General features: G+C 70.6%; 19 protein-coding genes and 1 pseudogene. 12 read left to right on the forward strand and 8 right to left on the reverse strand.

The annotated features are described in order from the left end of the window. Window positions 1-4: 4 nt before the first annotated feature. The 5 genes from eccCa to AB0M65_RS07780 all read left to right on the forward strand — a co-directional run bounded on the left by eccCa (window position 5) and on the right by AB0M65_RS07780 (window position 7,604). Entirely contained in the window at window positions 5-3,976 is a 3,972-nt protein-coding gene (gene eccCa, locus AB0M65_RS07760) for a type VII secretion protein EccCa (protein WP_364023105.1), read from the forward strand. An 88-nt stretch (window positions 3,977-4,064) separates the two neighbouring features. Beyond that, a complete protein-coding gene (locus AB0M65_RS07765; protein WP_364023108.1) occupies window positions 4,065-4,445 on the forward strand; it encodes a hypothetical protein in 381 nt (126 codons plus the stop codon). A gap of 9 nt (window positions 4,446-4,454) precedes the next feature. Next, complete coding sequence (locus tag AB0M65_RS07770) at window positions 4,455-5,921, forward strand: hypothetical protein (protein ID WP_364023111.1); 1,467 nt, start codon at window positions 4,455-4,457, stop codon at window positions 5,919-5,921. An 11-nt stretch (window positions 5,922-5,932) separates the two neighbouring features. Continuing rightward, entirely contained in the window at window positions 5,933-6,349 is a 417-nt protein-coding gene (locus AB0M65_RS07775; protein ID WP_364023114.1) for a hypothetical protein, read from the forward strand. A 10-nt stretch (window positions 6,350-6,359) separates the two neighbouring features. Then, window positions 6,360-7,604: a hypothetical protein gene (locus tag AB0M65_RS07780; protein WP_364023117.1), complete on the forward strand. Its 1,245-nt coding sequence runs from the start codon at window positions 6,360-6,362 to the stop codon at window positions 7,602-7,604. Between the two features lie 72 nt (window positions 7,605-7,676). Here AB0M65_RS07780 and eccB read toward each other — a convergent pair whose 3' ends face one another. Continuing rightward, window positions 7,677-9,110, reverse strand: a complete 1,434-nt coding sequence (gene eccB / locus AB0M65_RS07785; RefSeq protein WP_364023120.1) for a type VII secretion protein EccB — start codon at window positions 9,108-9,110, stop codon at window positions 7,677-7,679. Window positions 9,111-9,114: 4 nt separating this feature from the next. Further along, window positions 9,115-10,497: a type VII secretion integral membrane protein EccD gene (gene eccD / locus AB0M65_RS07790; RefSeq protein WP_364023123.1), complete on the reverse strand. Its 1,383-nt coding sequence runs from the start codon at window positions 10,495-10,497 to the stop codon at window positions 9,115-9,117. A 102-nt stretch (window positions 10,498-10,599) separates the two neighbouring features. Here eccD and AB0M65_RS07795 point away from each other — a divergent pair, with 102 nt between their 5' ends. Beyond that, window positions 10,600-12,048 (forward strand): protein kinase, encoded by a 1,449-nt coding sequence (locus tag AB0M65_RS07795; RefSeq protein ID WP_364023126.1) that lies wholly within the window; start codon window positions 10,600-10,602, stop codon window positions 12,046-12,048. Window positions 12,049-12,336: 288 nt separating this feature from the next. Here AB0M65_RS07795 and AB0M65_RS07800 read toward each other — a convergent pair whose 3' ends face one another. From AB0M65_RS07800 to AB0M65_RS07815, 4 genes are read right to left on the reverse strand one after another with little or no spacing between them, the layout of a single operon-like run. After that, the gene (locus tag AB0M65_RS07800) at window positions 12,337-14,502 is read right to left on the reverse strand and encodes a transglutaminaseTgpA domain-containing protein (protein ID WP_364023129.1); all 2,166 of its coding nucleotides are present in this window, start codon (window positions 14,500-14,502) and stop codon (window positions 12,337-12,339) included. After that, on the reverse strand, window positions 14,499-15,626 hold the full coding sequence (locus AB0M65_RS07805; RefSeq protein WP_364023132.1) for a DUF58 domain-containing protein: 1,128 nt from the start codon (window positions 15,624-15,626) through the stop codon (window positions 14,499-14,501). Before AB0M65_RS07805 ends, AB0M65_RS07800 begins: the two co-directional genes overlap by 4 nt. Window positions 15,627-15,628: 2 nt before the next feature. After that, window positions 15,629-16,582, reverse strand: a complete 954-nt coding sequence (locus AB0M65_RS07810; RefSeq protein WP_364023135.1) for a MoxR family ATPase — start codon at window positions 16,580-16,582, stop codon at window positions 15,629-15,631. Next, entirely contained in the window at window positions 16,579-18,720 is a 2,142-nt protein-coding gene (locus AB0M65_RS07815) for a fibronectin type III domain-containing protein (RefSeq protein ID WP_364023138.1), read from the reverse strand. The genes AB0M65_RS07810 and AB0M65_RS07815 overlap by 4 nt, the downstream gene beginning before the upstream one ends. Window positions 18,721-18,898: 178 nt before the next feature. Between AB0M65_RS07815 and AB0M65_RS07820 the strand changes: the two genes are divergently transcribed. The 4 genes and pseudogenes from AB0M65_RS07820 to AB0M65_RS07835 all read left to right on the forward strand — a co-directional run bounded on the left by AB0M65_RS07820 (window position 18,899) and on the right by AB0M65_RS07835 (window position 22,148). Continuing rightward, window positions 18,899-20,206 carry a type VII secretion protein EccE gene (locus AB0M65_RS07820; protein WP_364023141.1) on the forward strand — a complete coding sequence of 436 codons (1,308 nt, stop codon included), beginning with the start codon at window positions 18,899-18,901 and terminating at the stop codon, window positions 20,204-20,206. Between the two features lie 69 nt (window positions 20,207-20,275). Then, window positions 20,276-20,989, forward strand: a pseudogene (locus tag AB0M65_RS07825) (nucleotidyltransferase domain-containing protein); the annotation flags it as partial. A gap of 202 nt (window positions 20,990-21,191) precedes the next feature. Continuing rightward, entirely contained in the window at window positions 21,192-21,890 is a 699-nt protein-coding gene (locus tag AB0M65_RS07830) for a hypothetical protein (protein WP_364023144.1), read from the forward strand. Window positions 21,891-22,016: 126 nt separating this feature from the next. Beyond that, window positions 22,017-22,148 (forward strand): hypothetical protein, encoded by a 132-nt coding sequence (locus AB0M65_RS07835; protein ID WP_364023146.1) that lies wholly within the window; start codon window positions 22,017-22,019, stop codon window positions 22,146-22,148. 64 nt (window positions 22,149-22,212) lie between these two features. Here the strand turns inward: AB0M65_RS07835 and AB0M65_RS07840 are convergent, their stop codons facing one another. Further along, window positions 22,213-23,223, reverse strand: a complete 1,011-nt coding sequence (locus AB0M65_RS07840; protein ID WP_364023149.1) for a ferritin-like domain-containing protein — start codon at window positions 23,221-23,223, stop codon at window positions 22,213-22,215. Between the two features lie 201 nt (window positions 23,224-23,424). On the opposite strand from AB0M65_RS07840, the gene AB0M65_RS07845 reads away from it, so the two are divergent. After that, window positions 23,425-24,474: a hypothetical protein gene (locus AB0M65_RS07845; protein WP_364023152.1), complete on the forward strand. Its 1,050-nt coding sequence runs from the start codon at window positions 23,425-23,427 to the stop codon at window positions 24,472-24,474. 4 nt (window positions 24,475-24,478) lie between these two features. Continuing rightward, complete coding sequence (locus tag AB0M65_RS07850; RefSeq protein ID WP_364023155.1) at window positions 24,479-25,468, forward strand: hypothetical protein; 990 nt, start codon at window positions 24,479-24,481, stop codon at window positions 25,466-25,468. A 44-nt stretch (window positions 25,469-25,512) separates the two neighbouring features. On the opposite strand, the gene AB0M65_RS07855 is transcribed toward AB0M65_RS07850, so the two are convergent. Then, window positions 25,513-26,643, reverse strand: a complete 1,131-nt coding sequence (locus tag AB0M65_RS07855) for a BTAD domain-containing putative transcriptional regulator (RefSeq protein ID WP_364023158.1) — start codon at window positions 26,641-26,643, stop codon at window positions 25,513-25,515. Between the last annotated feature and the right edge of the window lie 16 nt (window positions 26,644-26,659).

Consider the following 26,659-nt stretch of genomic DNA (forward strand, 5'->3'; position numbering starts at 1 on the left):
TGACGTGGCGACAATCATGGTGAAACGGCCGAGCCGTCGGCCCGCTCCGGAAATGCCTGCCGGTGAGCTGATCCTGCAGCCACCGCCGGAGATCCCGCCGCCGCCCGCGCGGCAGTGGACGCAGATCTTCATGGTGCTGCCGATGGTGGCCATGATGGCGGCGATGCTGCTGATGTACTCCGGCAGCATGACCGGGCAGATCCGGTTCGTCATCTACGGCCTGATGGGCGTCGGCATGCTCGGCATGGTCGTCACCGGCTTCCTGCAGGGCGGCGGGCCGAGCAAACGAGAAATGGCCTACGCCCGGCGGAAGTACCTGCGCCATCTGTCCCAGCACCGGTTACGGCTGCGCCGATCGGTGCGACGGCAGCGCGAGGCGATGGAATACCTGCATCCCGACCCCGGCACGCTGTGGTCGCTGGCGTCGAGCTACCGGCTGTGGGAGCGGCGCAAGAACGACCAGGATTTCGGCATCGCCAGGATCGGGCAGGGGCCGCAGGCACCCTCGCTCGGCCTGATCGCACCGGACACCAAACCACTCGAAGAGCTGGAACCGTTGTCGGCACTGGCTTTGCGCCGGTTCATCACCACCTACACCACGGTGGGCAGGCTGCCGATCGCGATCGCGGTCAACGGCTTCAGCCGGATCTTCCTCCGCGGTGACCGCGAAGCGTCGCTCGGTGTCCTGCGCGCGATGCTGGCCCAGCTGGCCACCTTGCACTCCCCGGACGACCTCCGGATCGCGGTCTGCGTCGGTGAGGACCGGCGTGCCGACTGGGACTGGGTCAAATGGCTCCCGCACGCGCTGCATCCGGAGCGCACCGACGCGCTCGGCCCGCTGCGCCTGGTCGCGCCGGGTATCCAGGGCCTGGAATCGATGCTGGAGGAGGAACTGGGCAAACGTCCGCGTTTCGACCCCGAGGTGGACGTCCGCGTCCACGGGCCGCACGTCGTGGTCGTGCTCGACGGCGGATCGATCGCCGGCTCCGATCATCTGATGACCGGCGGTGGCGTGGAAGGCGTGACGGTGGTGGACCTCACCACGATGCCGCCACGGGCACTGGACCGGACCTCGGTGGTGCTGGCGGTGGACGCCGGCCGCGCGCTGGTCAGCGAGACCATCGACGGCGAAGCCCCGCTCGGGCAGGCGGATACGCTGGGTCCTGTCGCGGCGGAGGGGCTGGCCAGGCAACTGGCCCCGCTTCGCCTGACGGCGGGCCTGCGGGGTGAGGCTCCGCTGACCTCGGAGCTGGGGCTGGCCGAACTGCTGCAACTCGGTGATCCCTACGACTTCGACCCGGCCGACACCTGGCTGCCCCGGCCGAACCGGGACCGGCTGCGGGTGAAGCTCGGCATCCAGGAGGACGGCGCCCCGATCGAAATCGATCTGAAGGAATCCGCCCAGGAAGGGATGGGACCGCACGGTCTGCTGATCGGGGCGACCGGATCCGGTAAATCCGAGCTGTTGCGGACCCTGGTGCTGGCGCTGGCCGTCACGCATCCGCCGAACTCGTTGAACTTCGCTCTCGTCGACTTCAAGGGCGGGGCCACCTTCGCCCGCTTGGACGCGCTCCCGCACACCAGCGCGGTGATCACGAACCTCGCCGACGAACTGCATCTGGTCGACCGGATGACCGACGCGATCAATGGTGAGCTCATCCGCCGTCAGGAACTGTTGCGTGCGGCGGGGAACTTCTCCTCCTTGCGCGACTACGAGAAGGCACGGGCCGCGGGCGCACCGCTGCCCGAAGTGCCGACGCTGCTGGTGATCTGCGACGAGTTTTCCGAACTGCTGTCCGCCAAACCCGATTTCATCGACATGTTCGTCCAGATCGGCCGCGTTGGCCGATCGCTGGGGGTGCACCTGCTCCTCGCGTCACAACGACTCGACGAAGGCAGGCTGCGCGGCCTGGAGGCACACCTTTCCTATCGCGTCGGACTGCGGACCTTTTCCGAAATGGACAGTCGCGCCGTGCTGGGCGTCGCCGACGCGTTCCACCTGCCCCGCGCACCGGGACACGGCTTCCTCAAGGTCGGCACCGAGCCGATGGACCGGTTCCGCGCCGCGTACGTCTCCGGCGTCTACCAGCGTGACACCGGGATCCCGGTGCAGTCCACCGGACACGACCAGCTTGAACTGCACGAGTACACGACCTCCTATGTCGCTCCGGAGGTCGGCTTCGACGAAGAAGAGGAGGCCACCCCCACCGACGACGACACGGCTGTCGGCGAGACGCTCCTCGACATCCTGGTCGACCGGCTGGAAGGCCAAGGCACTCCCGCGCACCAGGTGTGGCTGCCGCCGCTGGACGAGTCGCCGACCCTGAACGGGCTGCTGCCCGGACTGGTCGTCCACCCTCAGCGCGGGCTCACTCCCGTGGCGCCCGAGCTGGCAGGCACGCTCCGGCCGGTGCTCGGCATCGTCGACCGGCCGTTCGAGCAGCGGCGGGATCCGCTGGTGCTCGATCTCTCCGGCGCGGCAGGCCATCTGATGGTGCTCGGCGCGCCGCAGACCGGCAAGAGCACCGCCGTGCGCACGCTGATCGCCAGCCTCGCGCTTTCCCATACCCCGCGCGAAGTCCAGTTCTACTGCCTGGACTTCGGCGGCGGCACCCTCGCTTCGATCAGCGGCCTCCCCCATGTCTCCGGGGTCTCCGGGCGGCTCGACACCGGCGCGGTCCGCCGCACGGTCGCCGAGGTGGCCGCCCTGCTGGCCCAGCGGGAACGGATGTTCGCCGAACACCGGATCGACGGCATCGTCACCTACCGGCGGCTCCGTGCCGAGGGCAAGTTCCCCGAAGACCCGCACGGTGACGTCTTCCTGATCGTCGACGGCTGGCTGACGCTGCGCAACGACTTCCCGGAACTGGAGGACATCGTCAACGACATCACCGCGCGCGGCCTATCCTTCGGCGTGCACGTGGTGGCGTCGTGCACCCGTTCGTTCGACCTGCGGATGAACGTGCGGGATCTGTTCGCCAGCAGGCTCGAACTGAAGATCGGCGACCCGATCGACTCGGCCATCGACCGCCGCGCCGCGATGAGCGTGCCGTCCGGTGCGCCGGGCCGGGGTCTCGCCATGCAGGGACACCAGATGCTGATCGCCCTGCCCCGGATCGACGGCAAAGCCGATCCGGACGACCTCGCCGACGGACTGGCCGCCTTGGTCGAAGCCGTCCGCAAGGCCTGGCCGGGCGAACCCGCGCCCTCCGTCCGTCTCCTTCCCGGTGTGCTGGGCTACGAGGAACTCCCCGAAGCCGACGAACTCAGCGGCGCGAACGCCGGGCTCACCGTCGGGATCCACGAGAAGGACCTCTCGCCGTTCCGGCTCGATTTCGCCGCGGACCCGCATTTCCTCCTGCTGGCCGACACCGAATCCGGCAAGACCGCGTTCCTGCGCTTGCTGGCCAGCCGGATCACCCGTGCCTACACCCCCGAGCAGGCGAAGATCGTGCTCATCGACCACCGGCGGGGCTTGCTCGGCGAAGTCGGGAAGGAACACCTGCTCGCCTACGGCACCAGCGACACGCACAGCCGCGGCCTCCTGACCGAACTGGCGGGGATCTGCGAAAAACGGCTGCCCGGTCCGGACATCACGCCGGAGGAGCTACGGGCACGCAACTGGTGGCAGGGCCCGGAGATCTTCGTTCTCGTCGACGACTACGACATGGTGGCCACCCATAAGGAACATCCGCTGCTGCCCCTGCTGAACCTGATCGCACACGGCTCGGACGTCGGTCTGCATCTCGTACTCGCCCGCCGCACAGGTGGTGCCGGACGAGGGATCTTCGAACCGTTCTTCGGCCGGGTCAAGGAAGTCGGAGCACCTGGCCTGATGATGTCCGGCGACCGGGACGAGGGCCCGCTGCTCGGCGGGATGCGGGCGCAGGTGCTGCCACCGGGCCGGGGCTGGCTGATCGACCGCCGCGGCACCAAGGGCCTGGTCCAGCTGGCCTGGCTGCCGCCGGAGAACTGAGCGGGGTTGGCCGGTTCCTGTCGCGGCGGCCCGCCGAGGCGGGGGAAGTGATTGCCTTTCCGTAAAGACTCGAATTCAGGGGTGTGAAATGGGCCTTGGCGATGTGACCGATGCGGACACCACGGCGATGGAGGTGTTCTCACAACGTGTACTGGCTCTCGTCGAGGAAGTTCCCGGCGGCGCGCTCCGCCGCGTCGTGGATCCCCCGTGCGCGGGCGGTATCGACGAGTGCAAATACTTCACCGGCGTCGACGCCGAAGTCACGAAAAATCTTCAGCAATTCATCACCGATGTTCGCTATGGATTCAGCGCCTACGCGCAATTCGTCCGAAATGAAGGCGTGAAATATCTCCAGGCCGCGGAAGCGGGCAAGCGGGCAATCCTCGACAACGACCTCGCCAAACGACGGGACGCCAACTTGCCCGCTATCGCACCCGAGTTCCCGCCTGCCGTTGCCCAACCGAAGTAGGGCGTGCCCATGTCTGATGAAGGTCTCTCCGTCGACGACCTGTTCAGGAAGATCAGCGCCGAACTCCCGCACGCCGCGAAGATGGACGACGCGGCGAAAATGTGGGACGAGGCCCGGGACTGGATCGACACCATGATCGTCGGCTTTCGCGCCGAGCTGCAGAACCTCAGGGGCGAGGGAAAGTGGGACGACGGCGCCGGCGAGTTGTTCGCCGCACATGCGGAAAAGGATCTGGAGTCCTTGCGTTCGTGGACCGAGTCGACGAACGAGGTCCCCGGCGCGGAGAGACCGGTATTCGGTCTGGACAGTTCCAGAGCTCTGACAATGAATACCACCTACACCCTCGGTATCACCCAATCCAACGTGGCAGGCGCGTTACGGAACCTGGCGAACGACGTCCGTACCGTCTACAACAACATGAAGCTCCTGCACGACGATTTCCACCGGATCTACGACCTCGACCTCAAGGAGAAGGGCCTGGCGGAGCCGCGCTACCGAGCCAGGATGGCGGCCGAGTTGTCGTCCCTCACCTACCCCTACTTCTCCACGTACTCCATGGTGATCGCCAACGCCCAAGGCGCGCCATGGTCCGGCCCGCGTGCGGCGGTTCCCGGCACGACCTCGCCGGGTCCGTCAGCCACCGGCGACGGTACGAGCCCGTCCGGAACCGGTACCGACGGGACCGGCACGGAAGGAACACCCGCCGAACCCGCGACTCCTGCCGAACCCGCGACCCCGGTCACCCCGGTCACCCCGGAGACCCCCGGGAAGCAGGAAACCCCGCAGTCCCTGATGGAATCGGCGTCGTCGTTGCTGGACAGCGGTTCCCAGGCCTTGGAAGCGGCGAGCGGGCTCCTGCAGCAGGTCGGCGGCACGGACCTCGGCAGTGAACTCGGTGGTCTCGAACCAGGCAAGTTGTCCCCGCTGGCTCCCTTGCCCGATCCCGTGGATTTCGGTGGCCTGTCGAGTGATCGGTCGGGGCTTCCCAGTCTTGCCGGTCTCGACAGCGGCGCGGCGGGCATCGGTTCCGGCGGGGGTGGTGGCGGTGTGCCTTCGACCGCGGGTTCGGTCCCCATGTCCGGCACGGCGGGCCTGGGAACGTCGATGCCGGGGGCACCGCTTCCCGGCGTTGGAACGGCGGCGGGGACCGGGAGCGTGTCGCGCGCGGCAACCGGCGGAATGGCGGGCGGGGGGATGATGCCCGCCATGCACCCGCCGCACGCCGGCGGGGGAAATTCTTCGGGTGGGGTCCGGCCAGGAGCCGCCGAACAGGTCAACGCCATCCGATCCCGGAAGCCGGACAGTACGCCCGGGGTGTCGCTGCGAGGCCGGACTGGGCGGGCGGGTGCCGTCACACCGCCACCCGCCGCCGAACGGCGATGGGACGGCGAGAACACCGTCCAGTTGCTCGACGAGGAACTGTGGCAGGTCGGCCCGACCGGGCACGACGAACCGAAATACCGGACCGGACAGTAAAGGAGGGGCTCATGCCCGATTTCGTCGACGGTGACCCCGAGGCGATGGCCGCTTACTCGGGGCAGCTCAAAGCGCCGGACATGCCCGGTTCGCTGGGCAGGCTGGGGAACGGCCTGAACGCGACAGGATTGTTCGAGGGCATCGCGATGTCCTTGCTGGACAAGGCCGCGACCGCCGAGATGACGGCCTTCCTGACGAAGACCACCGTGGACCTCGCCACGGATTCGACGAAAGTCAAGGCCATCGCCGCGAGCTATACCGCGGCGGACGCGGCGAGCGCGCTCACGCTGGCCTCGTCGTCCTTCAAAATCGCCCAACAGGGTTTGAGCCTGCTGAAACAGGCGTCGAGTTCGATCGGCCAAGCCCCGAAGTCCCAAGACGAAACCAGTGACGCGCCGGCGGCCGACGGCCCGCAGGCGAGTGTCTGAGGAGCCGACGATGATTCCCTACCAACTGCTGCCCATCGAGATGCACTTCGAGATGGCCCGCGCCGAGGCGGGCAAGGTCCCGGTCCTGCTCGAAGCGGCGGGCATGTGGACCGAGGTGCGCCGCTGGATCGACACCACCACGACCGAACTCGGCACCCGGGTCGGCGAACTCTCTCCCTTTTGGACGGACGACGCCGGACGGCTGCACGAAGAGGAGGCCCAGCGGACCCTCGCCGAACTCAAGTTCTGGGGTGATCGGATCGACGCGGCCAAACCCGCCGAGACCCTGACGACGCTGGCGTCCAACGTTTCCGCGACCGCGGCGGCGGTGGCGACGCTCTACGCGGAGTACCAAGTCGCCGCCAGTTCTCTGTTCGGTGCTCCGGTGGCTTTCGCCCTCCAGCAGGCGTCCGGCGTGAAAATGACCGAACTGGGCGGGCATTTCGACACCTCGATGCTGAGCGTTTGCGCGGCGTCGGGCATCGAATCCCCCGCCGACCTGGTGACGTCGCAGGAAACCGTGTCGGCCGAGGGTAACTCCCCGACCGATTTCCTCGCCGCCGCCGAGGCCGGCATGACCGCACTCACCGATCTGCAGAGCCTCGCCGAGACGGCCGGTTCCTTCGGCGGCGACGGCGCGGGCACCGAACTCCCGGCGTCCGAAGGCCTGAGCGGACTCGGCAGCAGCCCGAGCGGCTCGTCCGGGATTTCGCTGGCGGGGCTCGCGCCCCTGCCATCCGCGGCCGGTGCCGCGCTCCCCTCGCTCGGCGGACTCCCCGGCGGATCCGGCCTTCCGCCGATGCCGGGCGGTCTCCTTGGCGGGATCGGCGCCGCCGGCGGACTCGGTGGGCTCGGTGGCCTCGGTGGCCTCGGTGGAGCGGCGAAGCCGGTTGTCGGGAAGCGGGCACCCAGCCTGGCGTCGGAGATCCAACCGGGCACGGCGACCACGGCAGGCTCGAAATCCGCCGGTACCGGGGTTCCGCCGATGATGTCGCCTCACGGCGGCGGCGGGGGTCAGGCCACGGCGGGCACGCTGCGGCCCGGCTCGAGTGATCAGCCGACCGGCCGGAACGGATCGACTCGCAGGTCGTCTTCCGGCAAGACCGACGGGGTCCCGGCGAAACTCCGCGGCCGGGCCTCCACCGGCACTCCGGACGGCGGGTTCACGCTGGCACGCGGTCACCGGTCCGACGAGACGGAATCCGGTTCGGTGCAGATGCTCGACGAAGACCTTTGGCAGCCGAACTCCCGCTGACCCGAGTACATGATGGCCCCCTTCCTCGCGCTGGACGCAAGGAAGGGGGCCATCATGTACCTCCAGGACCCTTCAGCCACCCAGGGTCTGGCGCCGGGCGGCGGCCGGGTCGAGGCTCGGGCCTTCTGGCAGGCGGGCGACCAGTCCGGCGGGAAGGCGGACGGGGCGCGCGGACGGGTAGCCGAGCATCTTCAGCACGTCGGGTGAAGAAAGCGGATAGCGGCGTCCCATGTCGGTCACCACGGTGAGCGTTCCGGCGGGTGCCTGCGGCGAAGGCATCGCTTCGACGACGACAGCGCTGCCCGGGGGCACGTGGACGCGGTCCGCGAGCGGGGTGCCGGAGGCCGTCCGGCGGGCGGTGGTGGACATCGGGTCGGCGGGTGGCAGCGTGGGATCGACGGTCAACGAAGGCGCCTCGGCACCGTCGCCGAAAGTGGCGCATACGGTGGCGTCCTGGTCACGCAGGCGCGCGATCACGGGCCGGGCGGCCGGGGCGGCACCCGCTTCGGCCTGGATCGGGTCGAGTTGCCGTGACATGGTCGCCAGTGAAGGCGGCAGTGGCACGGTTTTCGGTTCGGTGCCGGGATAAGCGGCCAGCATCTGGGCACTCGCGCGCTGGACGTCGTACTGCAGTTCGGTGATCGGCCGCAGGGCGTCGCGTTCGGCGAGATAATGCTGCTGCCCGCCGCCGGAGGTCTGCACCATCAGCAGCATCCCGTTGCGGATGTCGGCCCGGCCGGGAACGGCGGTGGACGCCTCGCCCGCCGCGGCCACCGGGAGTGGGCCGATCGGCGTGCCTTCCGGGAGGACGTCGAGCCACGCCCGGCCGACCCGTGCCCACGGTTCGGCGGTGAGCGCGAGTCCGGTGCCGACGGCGCCGTAGTCGTTGATCCGGTGCCGGTGCCCGCGCCAGACGACGAACCGGTCGCCGGTCGACGTCGATTCCACCAGCAGCGCTTGATCCTGGAGATCCGCGCCGCCCGACGGTGAGGCACCCGCCAGCAGGACCGACTCCTCGATCCGGGTGCCCGCGAGGTCGCTGGCGGGAGCCGAGCACAGGGACCACGAACCGGTGAGCAGCTTTTCGGGACCGGGCAACGCGTCCGGCGCGTCGGCGATACCGATCCGGGGCCCACGCGGGACTCCGGCCAGCGAGTTGCGGGAAACCTGTTGCGTGGTGCCGTGATTACCGAGCAGCAGCAACGCGGACGCGTAGTTCGCGACGGGGTGCAGCCGGTCGTCCAGATAAACGTAGCGGGTGCCGGTCTCCTTCTCGACGATGACCGCGGCGTCCTTGCGCCAGGCGTTGTTCCCGCCCGGCACGATCATCCCGTAGACCCCGACGCACGCCAGTGCCACGATCGCCAGCGCGACACTGGCGAAAGCGGCACCGGACGGGCGGCGGAACGGCGGCTGCTCCGGATCGGTCTCCCTGGTGACGAGCGCGGAGATGGCGCGCTGCACCATGAATTGGTACGCCTGCAGTTGATCCCGTTTGGACGCCATGGTTTCAGCCCCCCAGTCCGCGCACGTAGCCGTACAAGCCGAGTACCGAACACGCCACCGGAACGACGGCGATCATCACCAGGATCTCGAAATACTCGGCGATCCGGCCGAGATAAGGGTTCGCGGGTTTGGTGCTCAGCACGATCCCGGACGCGACCACCCCCGCGGCCACCGCCAGCGAGAGCGGCCCGGCCAGGACGAGCAGCAGCGAGTGATCCGCCATCAGCGGACCAGCCAGGAGGCAACCGGCGCCGAAGATCCCGGTCACCAGCACCAGCAGCCGCTGCCGCAGGATCGGGTACAACCGCGCCCGCACCAGGAAACCCGCCGCGAGCAGGGCGACGAGGACGACCGCCGCCTCGCTGTCGCTGCGGATCAGCACCAGCTGGCAGTACACGACGGCGACGGCCGCGCCGCCCAGCATGCCGGTGAGCAGCGCGTCGGCCCTGGCCACGGCCGCGTGCACGAGGTCGAGCGGTGGTTGTGGATCGTCGCGGACCAGGTCCGCGGTCGAACGCGGCAGCACCGGCATCGGCACCCGGCCGAGCCGCAGTGCCAGCGGGGCGAACGTGGTCGACAACGCGAGCACGCCACCGCCGATCACGGCGGCGGCCCGGTAGCCTGCCAGGTCGTCGAAGGTGGCCAGCCAGCCGCCGAGCACGCCGAGCAGCCCGGCCGTCGCCGCACCCGCGAACAGTTCCGGCGCGGCGGTCACCCCGAGGTGGCCGACGACGGCCGCGAGCAGCAACGCCGCGCTCGCCAGCAGCAGATGACCGGCCGACAGGGCACCGATCGGGTCGTCACCGGCCAGCAGCAGACCACCGCCGGTGAAGGCGAACGGAAGCGCGACGGCGGCGAGCACCGCCCCCGCCCCGGCGTCACGCATCGCCCGCGCGAGCAGTACACCGGCGGCCAGCAGCAACGCGGAAACGGCAAGGGACCAGGACGCGGGCGACGTCCACGGCGGCCCCGCGCGCAGCACGGCGAGCAACCCGAACAACGCCGCGACGGCACCGGCCGTCAGCCCAGCCTGCCGGGTGTGCCGCGGCCCCCAGGCCCGGCCGGTGCGACCGGAACCGGTGGCGATCGCGTCCACCAGGTCGTCGTATTCGAGCTCCGGCCATTCGGCGCGGCGTGGTGTCAGATGGAGGATCTCCCCGTCCCGGACCCGGTGCGCACCCAGCGTCCGGTCCAGATCGAAGGGTGCCCCGTCGGCACGGCGCAACTGCCAGCCGCCGCCGGTAACGCCGTCGTCGGCCATCCCCTCACCCGCCCGCGCGAGCAGGCCGGGGAGGATTTCGGCGACGGACGCGTGTTCCGGCAGCGCCATGTCGATGCGCCGGTGCGGAGTGGTGATGGTGACCCTGACCAGGCCGGCAGTCTGCATGAGAGAAGGGTCGGCCACGATCGTGGCGGCCGGGCCGGTTCGGCAGGAACCTGCCGCCGGGAAAGCACGCCGAAACCGTCCTTCTTGCGCGACAATGGGTACATGACCATCGAGACCACCGTCGGCGGACCGAGGCTGCTCGCCCAGGGCCCCATCGCCACCGTGTACGCGGGCCGGGATCCCGCCACGGGCAACGACTTCGCGGTCAAGATGTTCCCTGGCGCCTTCGACCGCGAGACCTCGGCGTGGCTTGAACGCGAGCGGAAGTCCTTGTCCGCCGTACGTGCGACGCGGTCGGTCCTGCAGGTCGACGACGTGATCTCCTACGCCGACGGCCGATCCGGCGTCCGGCGTGAACTGTGCCCGGGATCGCTGGCCGGACTGCTGGATTCCGGTGCCCGGCTGGGAGTTCCCGACGTCCTCACCCTCGGGGCCGCGATCGCGTCGGCACTCGCCGCGGCGCACGGTGCGGACGTCCTGCACGGCGGGGTGAGCCCGCACAACGTGTTGTACCGCGCGACAGGCGAGTTCGTGCTCGCCGATTTCGGCGTGGCGCTGCGGCGGCGGTTCCCGCGCGATCCGATGTACGCGGTGGAGTACACCGCACCGGAAACCCTGCGCGACGACACGCTTTCCCCGGCGTCCGACCTTTATGGACTCGGCGCGGTGCTCTACGCCGCATTGACCGGGGCGCCGCCCTTCCCCCAGCACACCGGGCAGCAGCCCGGCGAGCGGATCCTGCAGGTGCTGCGGGAACCGGTGGCGCCGATCCCGGATCCCGCCGTCCCCCGTGAACTCGCCGCCACGATCCTCCGGTTGCTGGCCAAGGAACCCGCCGACCGGCCGCAGGACGTGGCGTCACTGGCGCGGCTGTTCACGAAACTGCGTCAGCCGGGTGGCGAGGTCGTCACCGGCGATTCCCCTGACGTCGCAAGCGAAGAAGACGAGGTCGACGTCGAATTCGACGACTTCGCCGTGGTTTCCGCGCCTGTCACACCTGTCTCACCTGTCACACCGGTCGCATCCGTCGCACCTGCCCCGGCGATGCCGTCGGTACAGCCCGTGCGGGCACCGGCGGCGGGCGGCCGCACCCTGATCCGTGAGTTCAGCGGCCCGCTCAAGCCGGGGCGCGAGATTCCGTGGCGCACCATCGCGTTGGCGAGTGCCGGAGTGCTCGTCGCCGGGCTGGCCGTGGTGCCGCTGTTACTGGGACCGGCGGAGGTCGGCGGGCAGGCCGTCCCGCTGGCGGCCGCGATCCCCTCTCCGGCGGCTTCCGCCCCGGCCCCGAACGTCAAACTGGAACTGGCAGCGCCGAAGGATCAAAGCGACCACGTCGAGCTGACCTGGACCGCGGAAGGCGAACTGGACTTCGTCGTGATCATGGCGGGCGAGCGGCTCGAAACGAAACAGCTCGTCGCCCACCGTCAGCACAGCCTGGACGTCCCGGTCGACCCGGCGCGCCGGTACTGCTTCCAGCTCAGGGCGACCGACGGCCGGTACATCTACACCACCGACCCGATCCCGATCCGCGGTGCCCGCTGCAACCCCTGACCCGGCCGAACCCGCAACTCGCGTGCCTGAACCCGCAACTCGCGTGCTTGAACACATAACTCGCGTGCCTGAACCCGCAACTCGCGTGCTTGAACACATAACTCGCGTGCCTGAACCCGCAACTCGCGTGTGCGAGGTTCAAGCACGCGAGTTCCCTCTTTAAGCACGCAAGTTACGGCTTTAAGCACGCATGATCCGGCTTCAAGCACGCGAGTGCGGTGCCGCGCCACCGGCAGCGGCACCGCACCGGCAGCGGCACCGGGCCTCACGAAGCCTGCGGGACCGGAGCTAGGACTTCCGCCGCGAAGCCTTGAGCGGCACCAGGGTTCGCGGCTCGAGTGCCGCCAGCACCCGAGCCGCGAACGGCCTGGCGGCCAGGCCCTTGCGGACCTCGCCCACCTCTTGCCAGGCCCGTCGGACCGCGCCGTCCCCAACTGGGACGCCGGACCACAACGTCACGTCGAGCACCTTCGCCAGCCTGGCGACGGGCTCACGGATCCCGTCCCCGGCAAGGGAACCCGCCGATTCGGCGAGGTCCCTCGGGGTCATCCCGATCCGGAACGGCACGCCGTGCGCACGCAGCCGGTCGCGGATCTCGTCCCAGGCACCGAGTACTCCTTCCGCACCCGAACGACGCCGTCGCCGTCGTGCGCGGACGACCTTCGCCACCGGAACCCCGAGCAGCCAGCCGAGTCCGAAGAGGACGACGACACCGATGAGTGCCACCCACCACCAGGTCGTGCCCGCGTCGGCGTTCTGGTCTTCGGCGGCGTCCGGCGGTGTCCCCGGCGGAAGCTGCGGCGGCCGCAGTTCCTGTTCGGCGGGCAGTTGCGCCCTGGCCCGCGCGACGGCTTTGCCGGGGCCGGTCCGCAGCTGACCGGCCTTGCCTGCCGACGCGGTCGGATCGAGCGGCACCCAGCCCGCCCCGGCGACCGCGACCTCTGGCCACGCCAGGACATCGCGGTTGCGGACGACGCTCATCCCGCCTTCGGTCCGGTCCGAACCGCGGAACCCGACGACCAGCCGGGCCGGGATACCGCTCATCCTCGCCAGCACCACGTACGCGGCGGCGAATTGTTCACTCGTCCCGCGTTTGCTTTCCAGCAGGAAATGCCGCAGCTGCGGCCAGCCGTGCCCGGTCGGCAGATCCTCGCCCACCGCGACCTGGTAGTTCGTGGCGAGGAAGCGTTCCAGCTGCAACGCGGACTGGAACGTCGGACGCAGACCGCGGACGGCTTCCTTGGCCACCTGTTCGACATCCGGCGGCACCGCGCCGAGGCCGTCGAGACCACCGGGTGCCCGCGGATCGATCTCGCCGGTGCCCAGGCCCTCGATCTCGGGCGTGGACCAGCGGAGCCGGTAGTCACGGGCCGACGCCGAATCCGCCATCAGGGTGCCGGCGGTCTGGTCGACCAGCGGCGTCAGCCCGTCGACGCCGGTGAGGTCCGGATGGCTCGGCAGCCAGGGGCCCGCGAGCCCGCGCACCTGCAGTTCGGCGGATCCGGCCGCGCCGGACGGCGCCCCGTCGAGACCGGCACCCAGCCGCCGCAGCCGCGAGTCGGCGAGCCAGTTCGCGCCGTCGAAACCGTTCAGCACGATCAGCCGCCACTGGTCGACCGGAGTGTCACTGCGATAGCGGAACACCTCTTGATCGGGCCTGCCGAGCCGGAGTGCGATCTCGTCGAGCGGGTTGCCGAGTCTGGTCCTCGGCGGCGGCGCGGCCTGGCTGTCCTTGAGTGTCACCGGATCGCGGTCCACCGGATCGAGCCCGGCGAGCACGACCGCCCCGGCCAGCAGTGCGACCACTGTGGACAGTGCGGGCCAGACGGCCGATCCGGTCGCACGCCACGAGAACCGCGGCCCGGCGGAGCTGCCCGTGGAACCGGGGCGACGGCCCGACCACAGCAGGAGACCGACGGGCAGCGCATACCCCAGTGCCGCTGCCACCGCGCCGATCCCGGTCAACGCCTGGTACGCCTGGGCGAGTCCGGCGACGGCGAGCCCCGGCAGCAACGCGAGGAGCGGTTTCTTCAGCCGCAGCAACAACTCCAGTCCCAGCACGACGGCGAGCAGGACCGACAGCGGGACGAACAGCAGCTGCTCGGGGACCGGCCGCGCGGGCCAGGTGGACTGCAAGGTGAGCTGCCAGCCCTGGGTGAACCCGCGCGCCAGCCCCCGCAGCGAAGCCATCGTGGGCAGGAAGGCGAGGGTGGTCGAGGTCAGCACCGTCTCGATCAAGCCGAGCAGACCGAGCACCGTCACGAGCAAAGGCCGGTAAGGCACCAGTTTCGGGAACCGCGCTGTCAGCTCGGCACAGCCGTAGCCGAGGAGCACGACCACGAGCACCGGAACGAGCAAGGGCAGCCATCCGAACACCGGCGCGAACAGCATCCCGGCGACCCCGGTCGCCCCGAGCAGCCCGGCGACCGCGATCCGGTCGAATCCGGCGGTCATGCGTGACCCGCCTTGGAATTCCACTGCGCGGCGGCACCGGCCGCGTCGACCGCGACGATCAGGCCGCTCGATCCCGCCGAGGGCCGGAGGTCGCCGAGCCGGACCACCGTGTCGGGCCGCCAGCGGGCGGCGTGGCCCAGATCGGCGTCCGGGCCGGTGATCACGACCAGTACCCCGCCGGGACGCCGGTCGGCGGCGAGCACCGAGGGCAGCAGCGGGGCGTCGTCGGCCGCGTTCTGGGTGACGAGCGCGAGTTCGTCCAGCAACGTCCTCGCCGCGCGCACCCCGCTGTCGGTCAGTGTGTCGGCTCCCGTCGCGGTGATGAACCGGCAGTGCTGCCCGGCGGACGCCGACGCGTAGAACAGCGAGGCCGCCACCTCGACAGCCTCTTCGAAAACGGCGGGGCTCATCGCCGCGCGCCGAGTGTCGAGTACGGCGGTGAACCGCGGCTGCGCCGGATCGGCGTACTCGCGCACCATCAGCCGTCCAGTCCTGGCTGTCGCCTTCCAGTGCAGATGCCGGACTTCGTCGCCGATCACGTACTCCCGTACCGCACGCAGATCCGCCGAACCACGCAGTGGCGGATCGGTGATCGGGCCTTCGTGGTGGTGCCGGGGATGCCCGGCCTGCGCCGCACGCACCGCGTGCCGTCGCGGATGCACCCACAACCACGACGGCTCACCCATGGTCTGGTCGCCGCGTGCGAGGTCGAAGAGGTCGGGACGGTGTACCACGAGCGGCCCGACCTGGAGCTTCCCGCGGGTGGTCGTCGGCAGTTCGTAGTGGTACGTCGCTTCGGCGCCGGGCGCGAGCGGGCGGACGCGCAGGCGATGCGTCTCGGTCCCGATCCCGTCCCCCGCCGCGAAACCGCCGTGCCTGCGGGTTCCGGTGTTGCGTACGACGAGTGAGGCCAGCGCGGGCCTGCCGCGTTCGACCCGGTCCGGCCGCACGGTCCTGCCGATCTCCACCTTGGGCCGGAACCTGGTGGTGGCCAAGGCGATCAGCACCGCGCCCGCCGCGATCCCCGCGATGGCACGGAAGAACGTGTACCCGGCCAGCTCGCCGAGGGCGTAGAACCCGGCGGCGAAGGCGAGCACGATGACGCCGCGGCGGGTGAGCCGCACGCCTACCTCCCCATCGCGGCCATCGGGGCGGCCGTCGCGCCCAGCAGTTCGTCGACGATGTCGGCGCTCCGCCGTTGGTTGAGCTCCGCCTCCGGCGAGAGCACGAGCCGGTGGTCGAGTACCGGATGCGCGACGTCCTTGACGTCGTCCGGGGTGACGAAGTCGCGGCCGTAGGTGGCACCGAGTGCCTGCGCCGCACGGATCAACGCGATGCTGCCGCGTGGGCTGGCGCCGTAGCGGACGTCCGGATGCGAACGGCTCGCCGCGGCCAGCCGGACCGCGTAGTTGACGATATCCGGTGCCAGATGGGACTTCCGGACCTCGTCGATCACCCGCTGCACGTCCCCGATGCTCAGCACCGGCTTGAGTTCGTCCGGGTTCACCCCGGCGCAATCCCCCATCACGACCCGCATCTCGGATTCCAGATCCGGGTAGCCGACCGAGATCCGCATGAGGAACCGGTCCAGCTGCGCTTCGGGCAGCCGGTAGGTGCCCTCCAGCTCGATCGGGTTTTGCGTCGCCACCACGAGGAACGGCCGCGGCACCGCCTGCGCGACCGAATCGACGGTGACCCGGCGTTCGGCCATCACCTCCAGCAACGCGGCCTGCGTCTTCGGGGTGCCCCGGTTGATCTCGTCGGCGAGCACCACGTTCGCGAAGATGCCGCCGGGGTGGAACTGGAACCGTTCGGCGTTCTGGTGGTAGACCATCACGCCGGTGATGTCGCCCGGCAGCAGGTCGGGGGTGAACTGGATACGGTTCCACCGGCCGCCGATGCTGGCGGCGAGACAGCGCGCGATCGTCGTCTTCCCGACGCCGGGCACGTCCTCCATCAGCAGGTGTCCCTCGGCGAACATCGCCGCCACGGTGAGCCGGACGACTTCCGGCTTGCCGCGCACCACCGACTGCACGTTCTCGGCGATCTGCTCGTAGGCGACCCTGGGTGTGAGCGTCACAGAACTTCCTTGTCCTTTCGTCGGCGCAGTCCTACCAGCGCCATGGGGCCGAGCCAGAACAGCCCTCCGCCGTTCACGGTCGGAACCCCGGTCCAGCTGTCCGACGCGGTGCCGCCGTCGGTCTTGATGGTCGCCGTGACCGTGATGGCGCCGATGTAGTTCACGTTCGGGATGAGCAGGGTCGTCGCGCCTGAGCAGGGCTTCCACGGCGACGTGGCATTGCCGAACTTCGCCTGGCAGGTCGCGGAACCCCCCTTTCCATTGGCGTTGACGGCGATGTTCAAGGCGAGGTCCTTGACTCTCACCGTGGAGATCGTGATCGTCGGCGGCGCGGAAGCCACCGGCACGGTGACCTTCTTACTCCCCGCGGCCCCGGTGAGCGCGGGCCCCGAACCGAACTTCGTGATCGCGCGGACGGTGACGGTCGCGGCGCCGGTTACCCCGGTGAACTCCGTGGAGGTGGCCGAAAGCCTGCGTTCGCCCTTGCCCGTCGCACTCACCAGGTAGTTCACCAGAGTGCCGCCGCGCAGGTCCGGCTGGGTCCAGCTCACCGAGACCTTCCCGTCGGTGCCGGCGTTCGCGGTGACCGCCGGTGCCCCGGCCGGCCTGCCCGCCGGCACCGGGGTGACCGCCTTGCTGCTCGCGCCGGCACCGGTGCCCGCCGAGTTCTCGGCGACGACGGTGATCACGTACGAAGTCCCGTTGGTCAGCCCCGAAACAGTGGTGCCCCGCGCCGATCCGCCGACTCGCGTCGATCCGCCTGCCCAGCTCACCCGGTAGCCGGTGACCCGTGCGCCGTTGTCCGCGGCCGGGCTCCACGACACCTTGATCGAGCCGTCACCGCCGGTCGCGCCCACATTCCTCGGCGCACCGGGCGGGGTCGCCTTCGCCACCGGCGGCGGCGCGACCACCTTCCTCACCTCGGTGGGCAGAGGCGCCTGCGGTTGCTGTGGCTGCTGTGGCGGCGGCGCGTCACCGGACGGCGGCGGTTCCGCGTTCGACGACGGCGCGCCCGCGGTCTGGCTGTTGGCCGCCTTGTCGACGTCGACGTCGGCCACCGTGCCGTCCTCACCGTTGACGACCAGCACATGCGAGCCGTCGGAGGTATCGACGTAGATCTGGTTGTCCTCACCCTTGGCGAGCCTGGGTGCCGCGCCCTCGCCGGGCACCTTCTTGGTGGACTTGAGGACGCCGGCGCTGTCGTAGGTCAGCACCTCGCCGCGGGTCTCGTCGACCATGGCGACCACGTTCGACGACGAGACCGGGCCGTTGAACCGGCTGCCCTTGGTCAGCTCGACCGAAATCGGCTTCGCGGACGGACGGTCCTGGTCGAGGCCGCTGATGTCGATCAGGTGGAGCTGGTTGCGCTCCGGGTCGGCGATGGCCAGCCTGTCCCCGACAGCGCTGTTGGCCACCTGTGCCGACGGCGAAAGCTTGATGCCGAGCGACAGTGCCCCGCCGAGCCCGTCCTGGCCGACCCGGTGGAGGCTGTCGCCAGTGGAGTCGAGCGCCACCGGCCGGTCGCCGACCAGGGTGAGCGCCCCGCCGTGGCCAGGCGGGAGCTGCGCGGTGCAGGTCAGCACGGCGGCACCCTTCGGCAGCTCGCAGATCGAGCCGTTGTCGATGCGGTGCACCCAGACGGTGCCGTCGGCGGTCGCGACCGGCCGGGACAGTGGCCCCCCTGCGGGCACCGTCGCGGCAGGGTCGCCGAGGCGGACGATCTGGCCGGCGTTGCGGTAGACGAGATACGGGCCACCCGCGATCTCCAGCACGAACGGCGTTTCCGGCGCGGGCGCCGGTGTGGACTCCTCGACACTCAGTGTCGCTTTGTCGAACTCCGTGATGCGGTTCCGTTCGACGACGTAACCGTTCTCGTCCCCCTGCACGACCTGGCTGCCGCGTTCGGCGCCGGGCACGTTCGCACGCGCGTCGACGCGGTTCGTGGAGCCGTCGACGTGGAACGCCGACTGGGCCGCGTCGTTGTAGACCCAGTGGCCGACCTGGACGAACTCGAGGCCTTCCGGGGTCGACGCCTGCCCGGTCACGGCCAAGGCGACCAGCGCGAGGCAGCCGGCGACCAGCAGCGCCACGGCCGCCCGGGTGCGCGCCAGCACGCTGAACCGTTTCTCGGTGTTCACGCCGTGACGTCCCGGGAATCGCGGACGCGCGCGAGTAGTGCGTACATGACCGTCAAGTTAGAGAGCGACCATGAAATTTCGATGAAACACCCTGTCGCGGGCCTGGGACCACCGTGTCATCGAAACCTCATGTTCGCCGGGGAGGGTGGGCGGCACGACGGCTTGAGGAGGCACGACGATGACCGAACCCGGCGCGGCCGGTATCGAGGGGCGGTTCAGTACGCCGCCCCCGCCGCTCCCGCGGCAGGCTCCGGCCGCACCGCGGACGGAGGCCCTCCCCGGCCCGCTCGCCTACGCCGCTCCGGCCGCGCGGGCGGCGGCACGTGAGGCCGCGCTCGCCGCGCTGACCGCCGCTCGACAGGCGGAGCGGCGTCCCCAGTGGTCCGCGGCGCCCGCTCCCGTCCCCGCGAGCGGGCCGCCGTCGCCGTCGCCCCCGCCGGTGGCGGCCCCGGCCCGGCGCCGCTTCCGGATCGGGGTGCCGCAGATCCTCTGCTGGCAGCTCGTCCTCGTCGCGCTGGTACTGGTCGCGGGACGGCCGTGGCCGCTGGCCGCCGCCGTGGTCACCGCGGCCGTCGTGACCATCGCGCTGACCGCCGTCCGGGTCCGGGGGCGCTGGCTCTACGCCTGGCTCGGCTCGGCGTCGGGTTATCTGGTGCGCGACCGGGACAAGGATCTCCGGAACGCGGGTGAAGCGGGCCGGGCGCTGCTGAACCTGCTGTCACCGGAAGCGGCCGGGACCACCGGCGAGATCGGCGGCGAGACGGTGTTCATGCTCAGCCGCGCCGACGGGATCACCGCCGTGCTGCAACCGAAATCGGCCGCACGCGAGCAGCCGATGCCGTCACCGCGGACCTTGCTGCCGACCTCGCGGGAACAAGTGCTGGACGTCGCCGCGCAGGTGATCCAGCACGCCGGCGCGGACCGCTCCCGGCCACCGCGTGGCTGGGTCGCACTGCAGGCACTGCGCACCGCCGACGTCCACCGCGACGCCGATGTGAGCCGGGCGCTCGGGAACACCGTCCGGCGGGTGCGGCGGCAACTCCGCCGCGACGGGCTGCCGGTACGGGCACTCGCCGAAAACGAGGTCCTCGGCGCCCTCGCCTCGCTCGCGCACGTGACCGCCGGACGGGCACGCATCCGCGAGGAATGGCGGCTCTGGCACAGCGGCCCGATCTCGCAGGCGACCTTCCGCCTCGACGGCTGGGCGGCACTGTCCCCCGCCGTGGCGGCCCAGTTGTCCCGCCGCCTGCTCGCCGCGGCACCCCGGGCGGCCGTGACACTCGCCGTGACCGCGCGCCGGAACGCACCGGAGACGGAACCTCACGTCAGCGCGGCGATCCGCGTCGCCGCCGCGGGCGCGCACGCGGTGGAACACGCCGTACGGGACCTGGAACTCGCCGCCCGCCGGGGCGGGCTCACCCTGGAACGCCTCGATGGCAGGCACGCCAAGGGATTGGCCGCCACCCTGCCCATCGGGATCGGTTGAGCGGCGGAACCCGGCGCTCGCGAAAACGCGTCGCGTTCGCTCCGTACCGTCACTAACCTCGTCCGCGCCATGAACGACGAAACTTTCCTCACCCACGTGGCCGGCAAGCTGGCCGCCCTGCCCGCCGCGCACGCCGTCACCCTCGGCGGATCGCGGGCGCGGAACACCCATACGCCCGACAGCGACTGGGATTTCGCCGTCTACTACCGCGGTGGCTTCGACCCGGCCGATCTGCGTGCCGTCGGCTGGGACGGCGAGGTCTCCGAAATCGGCGCCTGGGGTGGCGGTGTGTTCAACGGCGGGGCCTGGCTCACGATCGACGGCAGACAGGTCGACGTCCATTACCGTGACCTCGACGCCGTCGAGCATCATCTCGCCGAAGCCCGGCAAGGCCGGTTCCAGTGGGAACCATTGATGTTCCACCTCGCGGGCATTCCGAGCTACCTGGTGGTGGCCGAACTCGCCGTCAACCGGGTCCTGCGCGGTGACCTGCCGCGGCCCGCGTACCCGGACGCGTTGCGCGAAACGGCTCCGCCGATGTGGCGGGGCCGAGCGGAGCTGACGCTGCGGTACACCCGAGGCGCCTTCGTGCCACGCGGACAGGCCACGGAGGTCGCGGGCGCGCTGGCCACGGCCGCCATGGAGACGGCGCACGCGGTGCTGGCGGCGCGCGGCGAGTGGGTCACCAACGAGAAGAGGCTGTTGTCGCGGGCGGGTTTGCGGGACGTCGACGCGATCGTGGCCGGGCTGAAGGCGGACCCGGACGCCCTCGCCAAGGCGGTCACCGACGCGGAAAACCCTTTTCCACTCGGCGGCCGCGGCGGTCTGATCCGCGAAAACCCCCTCGCCCGCGGCGACGCCGCTGTACCGTTCGCCGACAACGGCGACCGGCGAGGGGGCGAACGTGCACGGCCGTACCGAGGTGGCAGGCCAGATTTCCCGGCATGCCGGGAACATCGCGGCCGTGCGCCTGCGGTTCGCGGCAGTGCACGACGCCAGTTCCGCCATCGCCCGCGCGGACGGCACCTACGGGCGGCTGTGCCGGTGGATCACCGAGAACTTCCGCGAAAAGCACGTCCGCCAGGACGGACTGGTCGAGTACGTCGAGGAGAACCTCCGGCTCATCGGTGACACGCTGAGCGACGAAACCCCGGCGCCCGATCCGGTCCGCCTCGCCGCCGTGCCGTCCCTGATCGCATCGGTCGCGGTCCGGCCGGCGGCGCGGGCGGGCTGGCGGCTCGAAGACGTCGAACCCCTGCGCGACGTCCTCGTCCGGCTCACCGGCGAACCGGACGTCATCGCGGCACAAGCCGCGACCTGGAGGAACATCGCCGTCGAACTCGCCGCCATGGCCGACGACCTGGAGGACTTCGTCGAGTACGACATCTCCGGCTGGTACGGGCACGAAGCCGACGAGCACCGGCGCCTGATGGGTAACAACATCGAGGCTATCAGGGGCCTCGGTTCGGTTTCGGCGGCGCTGGCGGAGATCACCGAAACCGTCCGCGTCCTGGTCGCGCGGACGCGGCGGATCGTGCACGACCTCATCATCGACGTGCTCGCGGTCTCCGCCGCGCCCGCGCCACGGGCCGGTACGTTCGCGCGATGGGTCTGCCGGATCGCGGTGTACGCCGTGGCCCTGAACGTCACGCTCAAACATCTGGACCAGCACCTGAACGGCTGACCAGGCCGTGAGATCCGTTCCTGAGCACGCGAGTCACGCTTTCACCCTGTGTCGCGCGTCACGGAATGCTCGCCGATCTTGAGCGCTACATAAGAGAAAGATCCCGTTCGCCTGCAAGGGAGTGCCATGTCCGCCACCGCCACGCCGGAAGAAGCCACCACCGCCTTGGCCGTCCCCGCGCTCGACGACTTCGACTTCGAGCTCACCGACGGGGCCGCGTGCCGTATCGACGACCCCGACTGCGAAGCCTGCCAGTGAGGTCCGGGCCGGAGAGCACGCGCTCTCCGGCCCTCAGCCAGATGGCCGTCGACAGCTTCAAGCGTCAGCCGTTGGGAGCGCTGGTGTTCACGTCCCCGTTGACGCCCTTGGGGAAGAAGCCTCCGGAAGTGACGGCCTTCGGGTTCAGATAGACGATGTTGAGGACCTGGCCGGGCGAGCGGCTGAAGGCGATGCCGTTGGCGTCGGTCGGCACGATGTTGACCCGGCCGTCCTTGTCGACGACGCCCTGGTCGAGATCGCTGGTGCCGTCGAGGCTGTCGCGGGCGTTCGAGAGTTTGACGCTGGCTTCCCGGAGATCGCGGCCGAGCAGGCCGAGCCCGAGGATGCCGCCGGAGTGCTGGTAGAGCGCGGTTCGGATGCCGGCGGCGTGATAGGCCTCGACGGCGAGGATTCCGGCCGCGGCTTCGAGGTAGGTCTTGTTGGTGATCAAGGGCGCGGCGCCCTTGTATGCGGTGACGCCGACGTCTTCGAAGAGGTACGCGGCGAGGAGGAAGTTCTCCTCGCAGGCGAACGCGTCGAAGCTCTGGCCCTTCCGCACCAGCCCGGCCGCCTGCGCGGCAGCGGTGAAACTGGACTGCAGGTCGATCGCGGGACGGCTGACCGCGGCCGAGCCGAGCGCGGTGCGCAGGAACCCGACGTGGGCTTTCTCGTCGCCGGCGATCTCCTGGGCGTACTGCTTCGCCGCCTTGGTCTTGAACTTCACCGCGCGCCCGCCCGCGACCCCGCCGCGGGTGCCGGTTCCGGTGGTGAGCGAGTCGGCGAGTCCCTTGCCGGTGACGGCGTGCAGGTAGAACTCGGCTTCGAGATATTCGAGGTTGAGCGCGAAGTTGAGCACGGCGGCGTCACTGACCCCCTCGGCCGCCGCCTCCGCCGCCTCCGCTGCCGCCGGCCGGGCGGTGGCAGCCGACGCGGCCGGGCCCGCCAGTCCGCCGAGCGCTCCCGCGCCGACGACGCCGAGGCCGGTCACCCCCGCCGCACGCAGGAAACGGCGGCGGTCCTGTTCGTTCTCCGCGCTCCGGTTGATCATGGAGGCGGCGTAGCGCTTGCCGAACACGGGCGATCTCCTTCCCGCCCGCGTCCAGGCGCACGACAGCGGGCGTACCCGCGCACCGACGGCGCGCGGGGATGAAATTCGCGGACAACCGGCTTTCGTGCTCACCCGCTTGCCGGCTTGGTCCGATCACCGGATCAGCTGAAATCCCCGCGTGGCTTCAAACCGCGTATCCGCCCCGCGCGCGCTTGCTAACGTGGCCGGATGGGAACCGAGCCGTCGCCGGAAGAGCTGTACCTCACCGTGCGCACCCCGGCGTTCCGCGATCCCCACGGTGGCGAGCCCGCTCCGCTCGATCCGCACGGCGAGCTGATCAGGACGGCGTTCTTCAGCGGTGACACCGCGGCCGCTTGGAAATTCCGCCCGGAACTCGATCTTCTCCAGCCGTGGCTGGTCTTCGACGACGAGAAGGGCGAAACCCACGTCGTCACGGCCGAGCTGCTGGAAAAGCTGGGAACGACACGGGAAGCCGCGATCGAGCGGGCACGCGCCACCACCGCGGCGTCGCTCGGCCGCGGTGGTGAGAGCCTGGTGTCGATCGGTGACGGCGGCCCGGCGAAGAGCTTCGCCGTACGAGCCACGCGGCACGCCCGCGGCGCGTCGCTGCTCACGGTGCCCGGCGTACTGGAGCCGTGGAGGGCGCGGGTGCCGGGTGAGCTTCTCGTCCTGCCCGCGTGCGACAACGACATCATGATCGTCGGCTCCGAAGCCGAATACCTCGCCGCCGCGGTGACCAGCGCGATCGGGCAGCACCAGCGGTTCGGAGACCGGCGGCTGTCCTCCGCCCCGTACACCGTCGCCGACGGCGGACTGCTGCCCTGGCGGCCACCGGAGAGTTCTCCCGCCTACGCGGTGATCCGCGAAGCCGAAGTGGCACAACAGGTTGCCGCGTACACCGCCTTCGCCGGCGGTCTACGGCAGCATCTGCACGGCGTCGACGCGGACGTCGGGGCGGCCCGGCGCGGCGAGAGCGAAACGACCGCGCTCCCGTTCAGCTACAGCTTCACGACCCTCGTCGGCCCGGCCCAATACCTTCCGTTCGCCGAGTACATCGGATTCGAGAACCTTGAGCCGCAACAGGACGACTTCGCTTGGGTTCCCTTCGAGCGGCTCCGTGACCTTCCCGGCGCGACGATGACACCGGCCTGGGAATACGGCCTGCCGGTCGTCCGGTTCGAGCCGCCTGCCGACCTCGGCACCCGCCGGGAGCTGTCCGTCGCGATCCGCGAGGTCATCGAAGATCCCTGGGCTTGATCTCGTGGTACTGAACCGCCCGGACCCTTTGCGCCCGAAGAAGGTCGTCGGCGTGGTCGTGCTGATGGCCATCGGCGCCGCGCTCGGGGTGATCGCCGCGTTCAGCGGACGCTGGATCGCCGAGGGCATCGCCGGGTCCTACGAGGTCCGCGCCGTGATCACCGTCCACGAGTCCGAGACGACGGAAGGCCGGGACGGGGGCAAGCACACCGACTGGACGTCCGAGGCGCTGGCCGAAGACGGGCGGTCGATGCGGCTGCCCGGCGACCAGGCGTTCGGGATCGCCGAGCCCGTGGTGGTGCGGCTGTCCTCGCTGACCGACCGCGTCCTCGCGGTGCGCGACGCGGACGGCGAACTCGTGGAATCCCACGACCTGACGGTGAAGTACGTGCTGATGCCGTCGGGTGCGGTGGTGGCCCTGCTCGGCGGCTGGCTGCTGTTCAAGACGCGGCGGTGGCACGCGCCGACACTCCGGACACGCGAGGCGACACTGGCCATCCTGCTGGGTGCCGTACTCGCCGCGGTGCTCGTGCTCGCTCCGGTGGCGTTCGGCCGCGGGGCGTTCCGCGGCGCGGCGACCGTGCCCGTCCAGGATCTGTCGCAGGTCGGGCGCCGGGGCGGGACGCCGCCGCCGGTGGTGGAGCGCGGCGGCACGGCGCGTTCCGGGGACGAGGTCGCGATGCGGGTTCTCGGCGTCACACGCGGTGCGCCGGAGGGCGCGGCACCGTGGCTGAGCGGATTCGACGTGCTCACGTTGCGGGTCGAGGAGACCCGCACCACCGAAGGCCCGTTCCTTTCGGCGCGACTCGTGGCGGACAAGCACGGCGCCCCGAATTTCGTGGAGTACTGCGGGGGCGCGCCGGGCGCGCTCGCCAACGGGACGTCCGCGCCGGGAACCCACACCGGGCTGCTCTGTTTCGTGGTCCCGCCGGGCTTCGTGCCTTCGTACCTGCTGCTTGGCACGTTGCGGGAACGGGTGCTCCTGACTCTTTAGGGTCGGGTTGTCGTGAGTGATTTGGGTCGTTAGAACGACCCAAATCACTCACGAGAACCCGAGTGCGTGGTCCCGTCGACGGCGCTGACCGGCGCACCGCCGCTCGTCACCGCCAGCACCGTGTCACCACAGCGGACGAGGTCGCCGGGGGCGAGCCTGACCGGTTCCGTGATCCGTTCGCCGTTGTGGAAGGTCCCGTTGCGGGAACCGAGATCCGCCAGCACGGGACCGCCCGCGCCGACGGTGATCTCGGCGTGGCCGCGGGACGCGGCCCCGTCGTGGCGCAGTGCCACATCGGCGCCGGGGTCCCGGCCGATGACCAGGCTCCCGGCGGCGGGAAGCTCACGCAGACGTGCCCGTCCCACGCCGTCGACCCAGGTCAGCACCGCCTTCCCGGATCCGCTCCGCCCGGGGGCCGCGACCCGCAGCAGCGTCGCCGTCCCGGCGTGGGCGAGCACCGCGCGTTCCAGTTCCCGCAACGCCGGACCCGGATCGACACCCGCTTCTTCGGCCAGCGTCCGCCGCGCCTGCCGGAACCGGTCCAGCGCCTCGGCTTGGCGCCCTTCCTGGTACAGCGCGACCATCAGCTGGCCCCAGAAGCGTTCCCGCAACGGATGCTCGGCGACGAGTTCCTCGAGTTCGCGGGCCAGCCCCGGCACCTCGCCCGCACGCAGATCCGCCGCGATCCGCGCTTCCAGCGCCTCCCAGCGCAGTTCCGCGTAGAGGTTGCGGGCGGGGTCGAGCGCGGCGTGATCGGGCAGGTCGGCGCAGAACGGGCCCCGCCACAGTTCGAGTGCCCGCCGGTAGCCCGCCGCGGCGCCCCCGGTGTCGCGGCCCAGTTCGGCGGCCCTCGCCCGGCCGATTTCGTCCTCCGCCAGGCGGAGGTCGGCTTGGACGCCGAGCAGCTGGTAACCGGCGGGCCCGTGCCGCAGCGATTCCCCGTAAGCGCCAAGGGTTTGCCGCAGATTGTGCACATGGACCTGTACCGTGGTGCGAGACGCGGGCTTGCCGGTGTCGGAGTAGACCGCCTCCGCCAGTTTGCCCGCGCTCACCGGTGCCCCACCGGAGGCGGCCAGCACGGCGAGCACCGCCCGCGGCCTCGACCCGCCCGGAGTGGCGGGCACGCCGTCGACGGCCAGCTCCACCGGCCCCAGCAACCGCACCTCCACCGTCACACCGGCGATCATCCCA

This window comes from Amycolatopsis sp. NPDC051071 (genome assembly GCF_040682875.1).
Taxonomy (GTDB): domain Bacteria; phylum Actinomycetota; class Actinomycetes; order Mycobacteriales; family Pseudonocardiaceae; genus Amycolatopsis.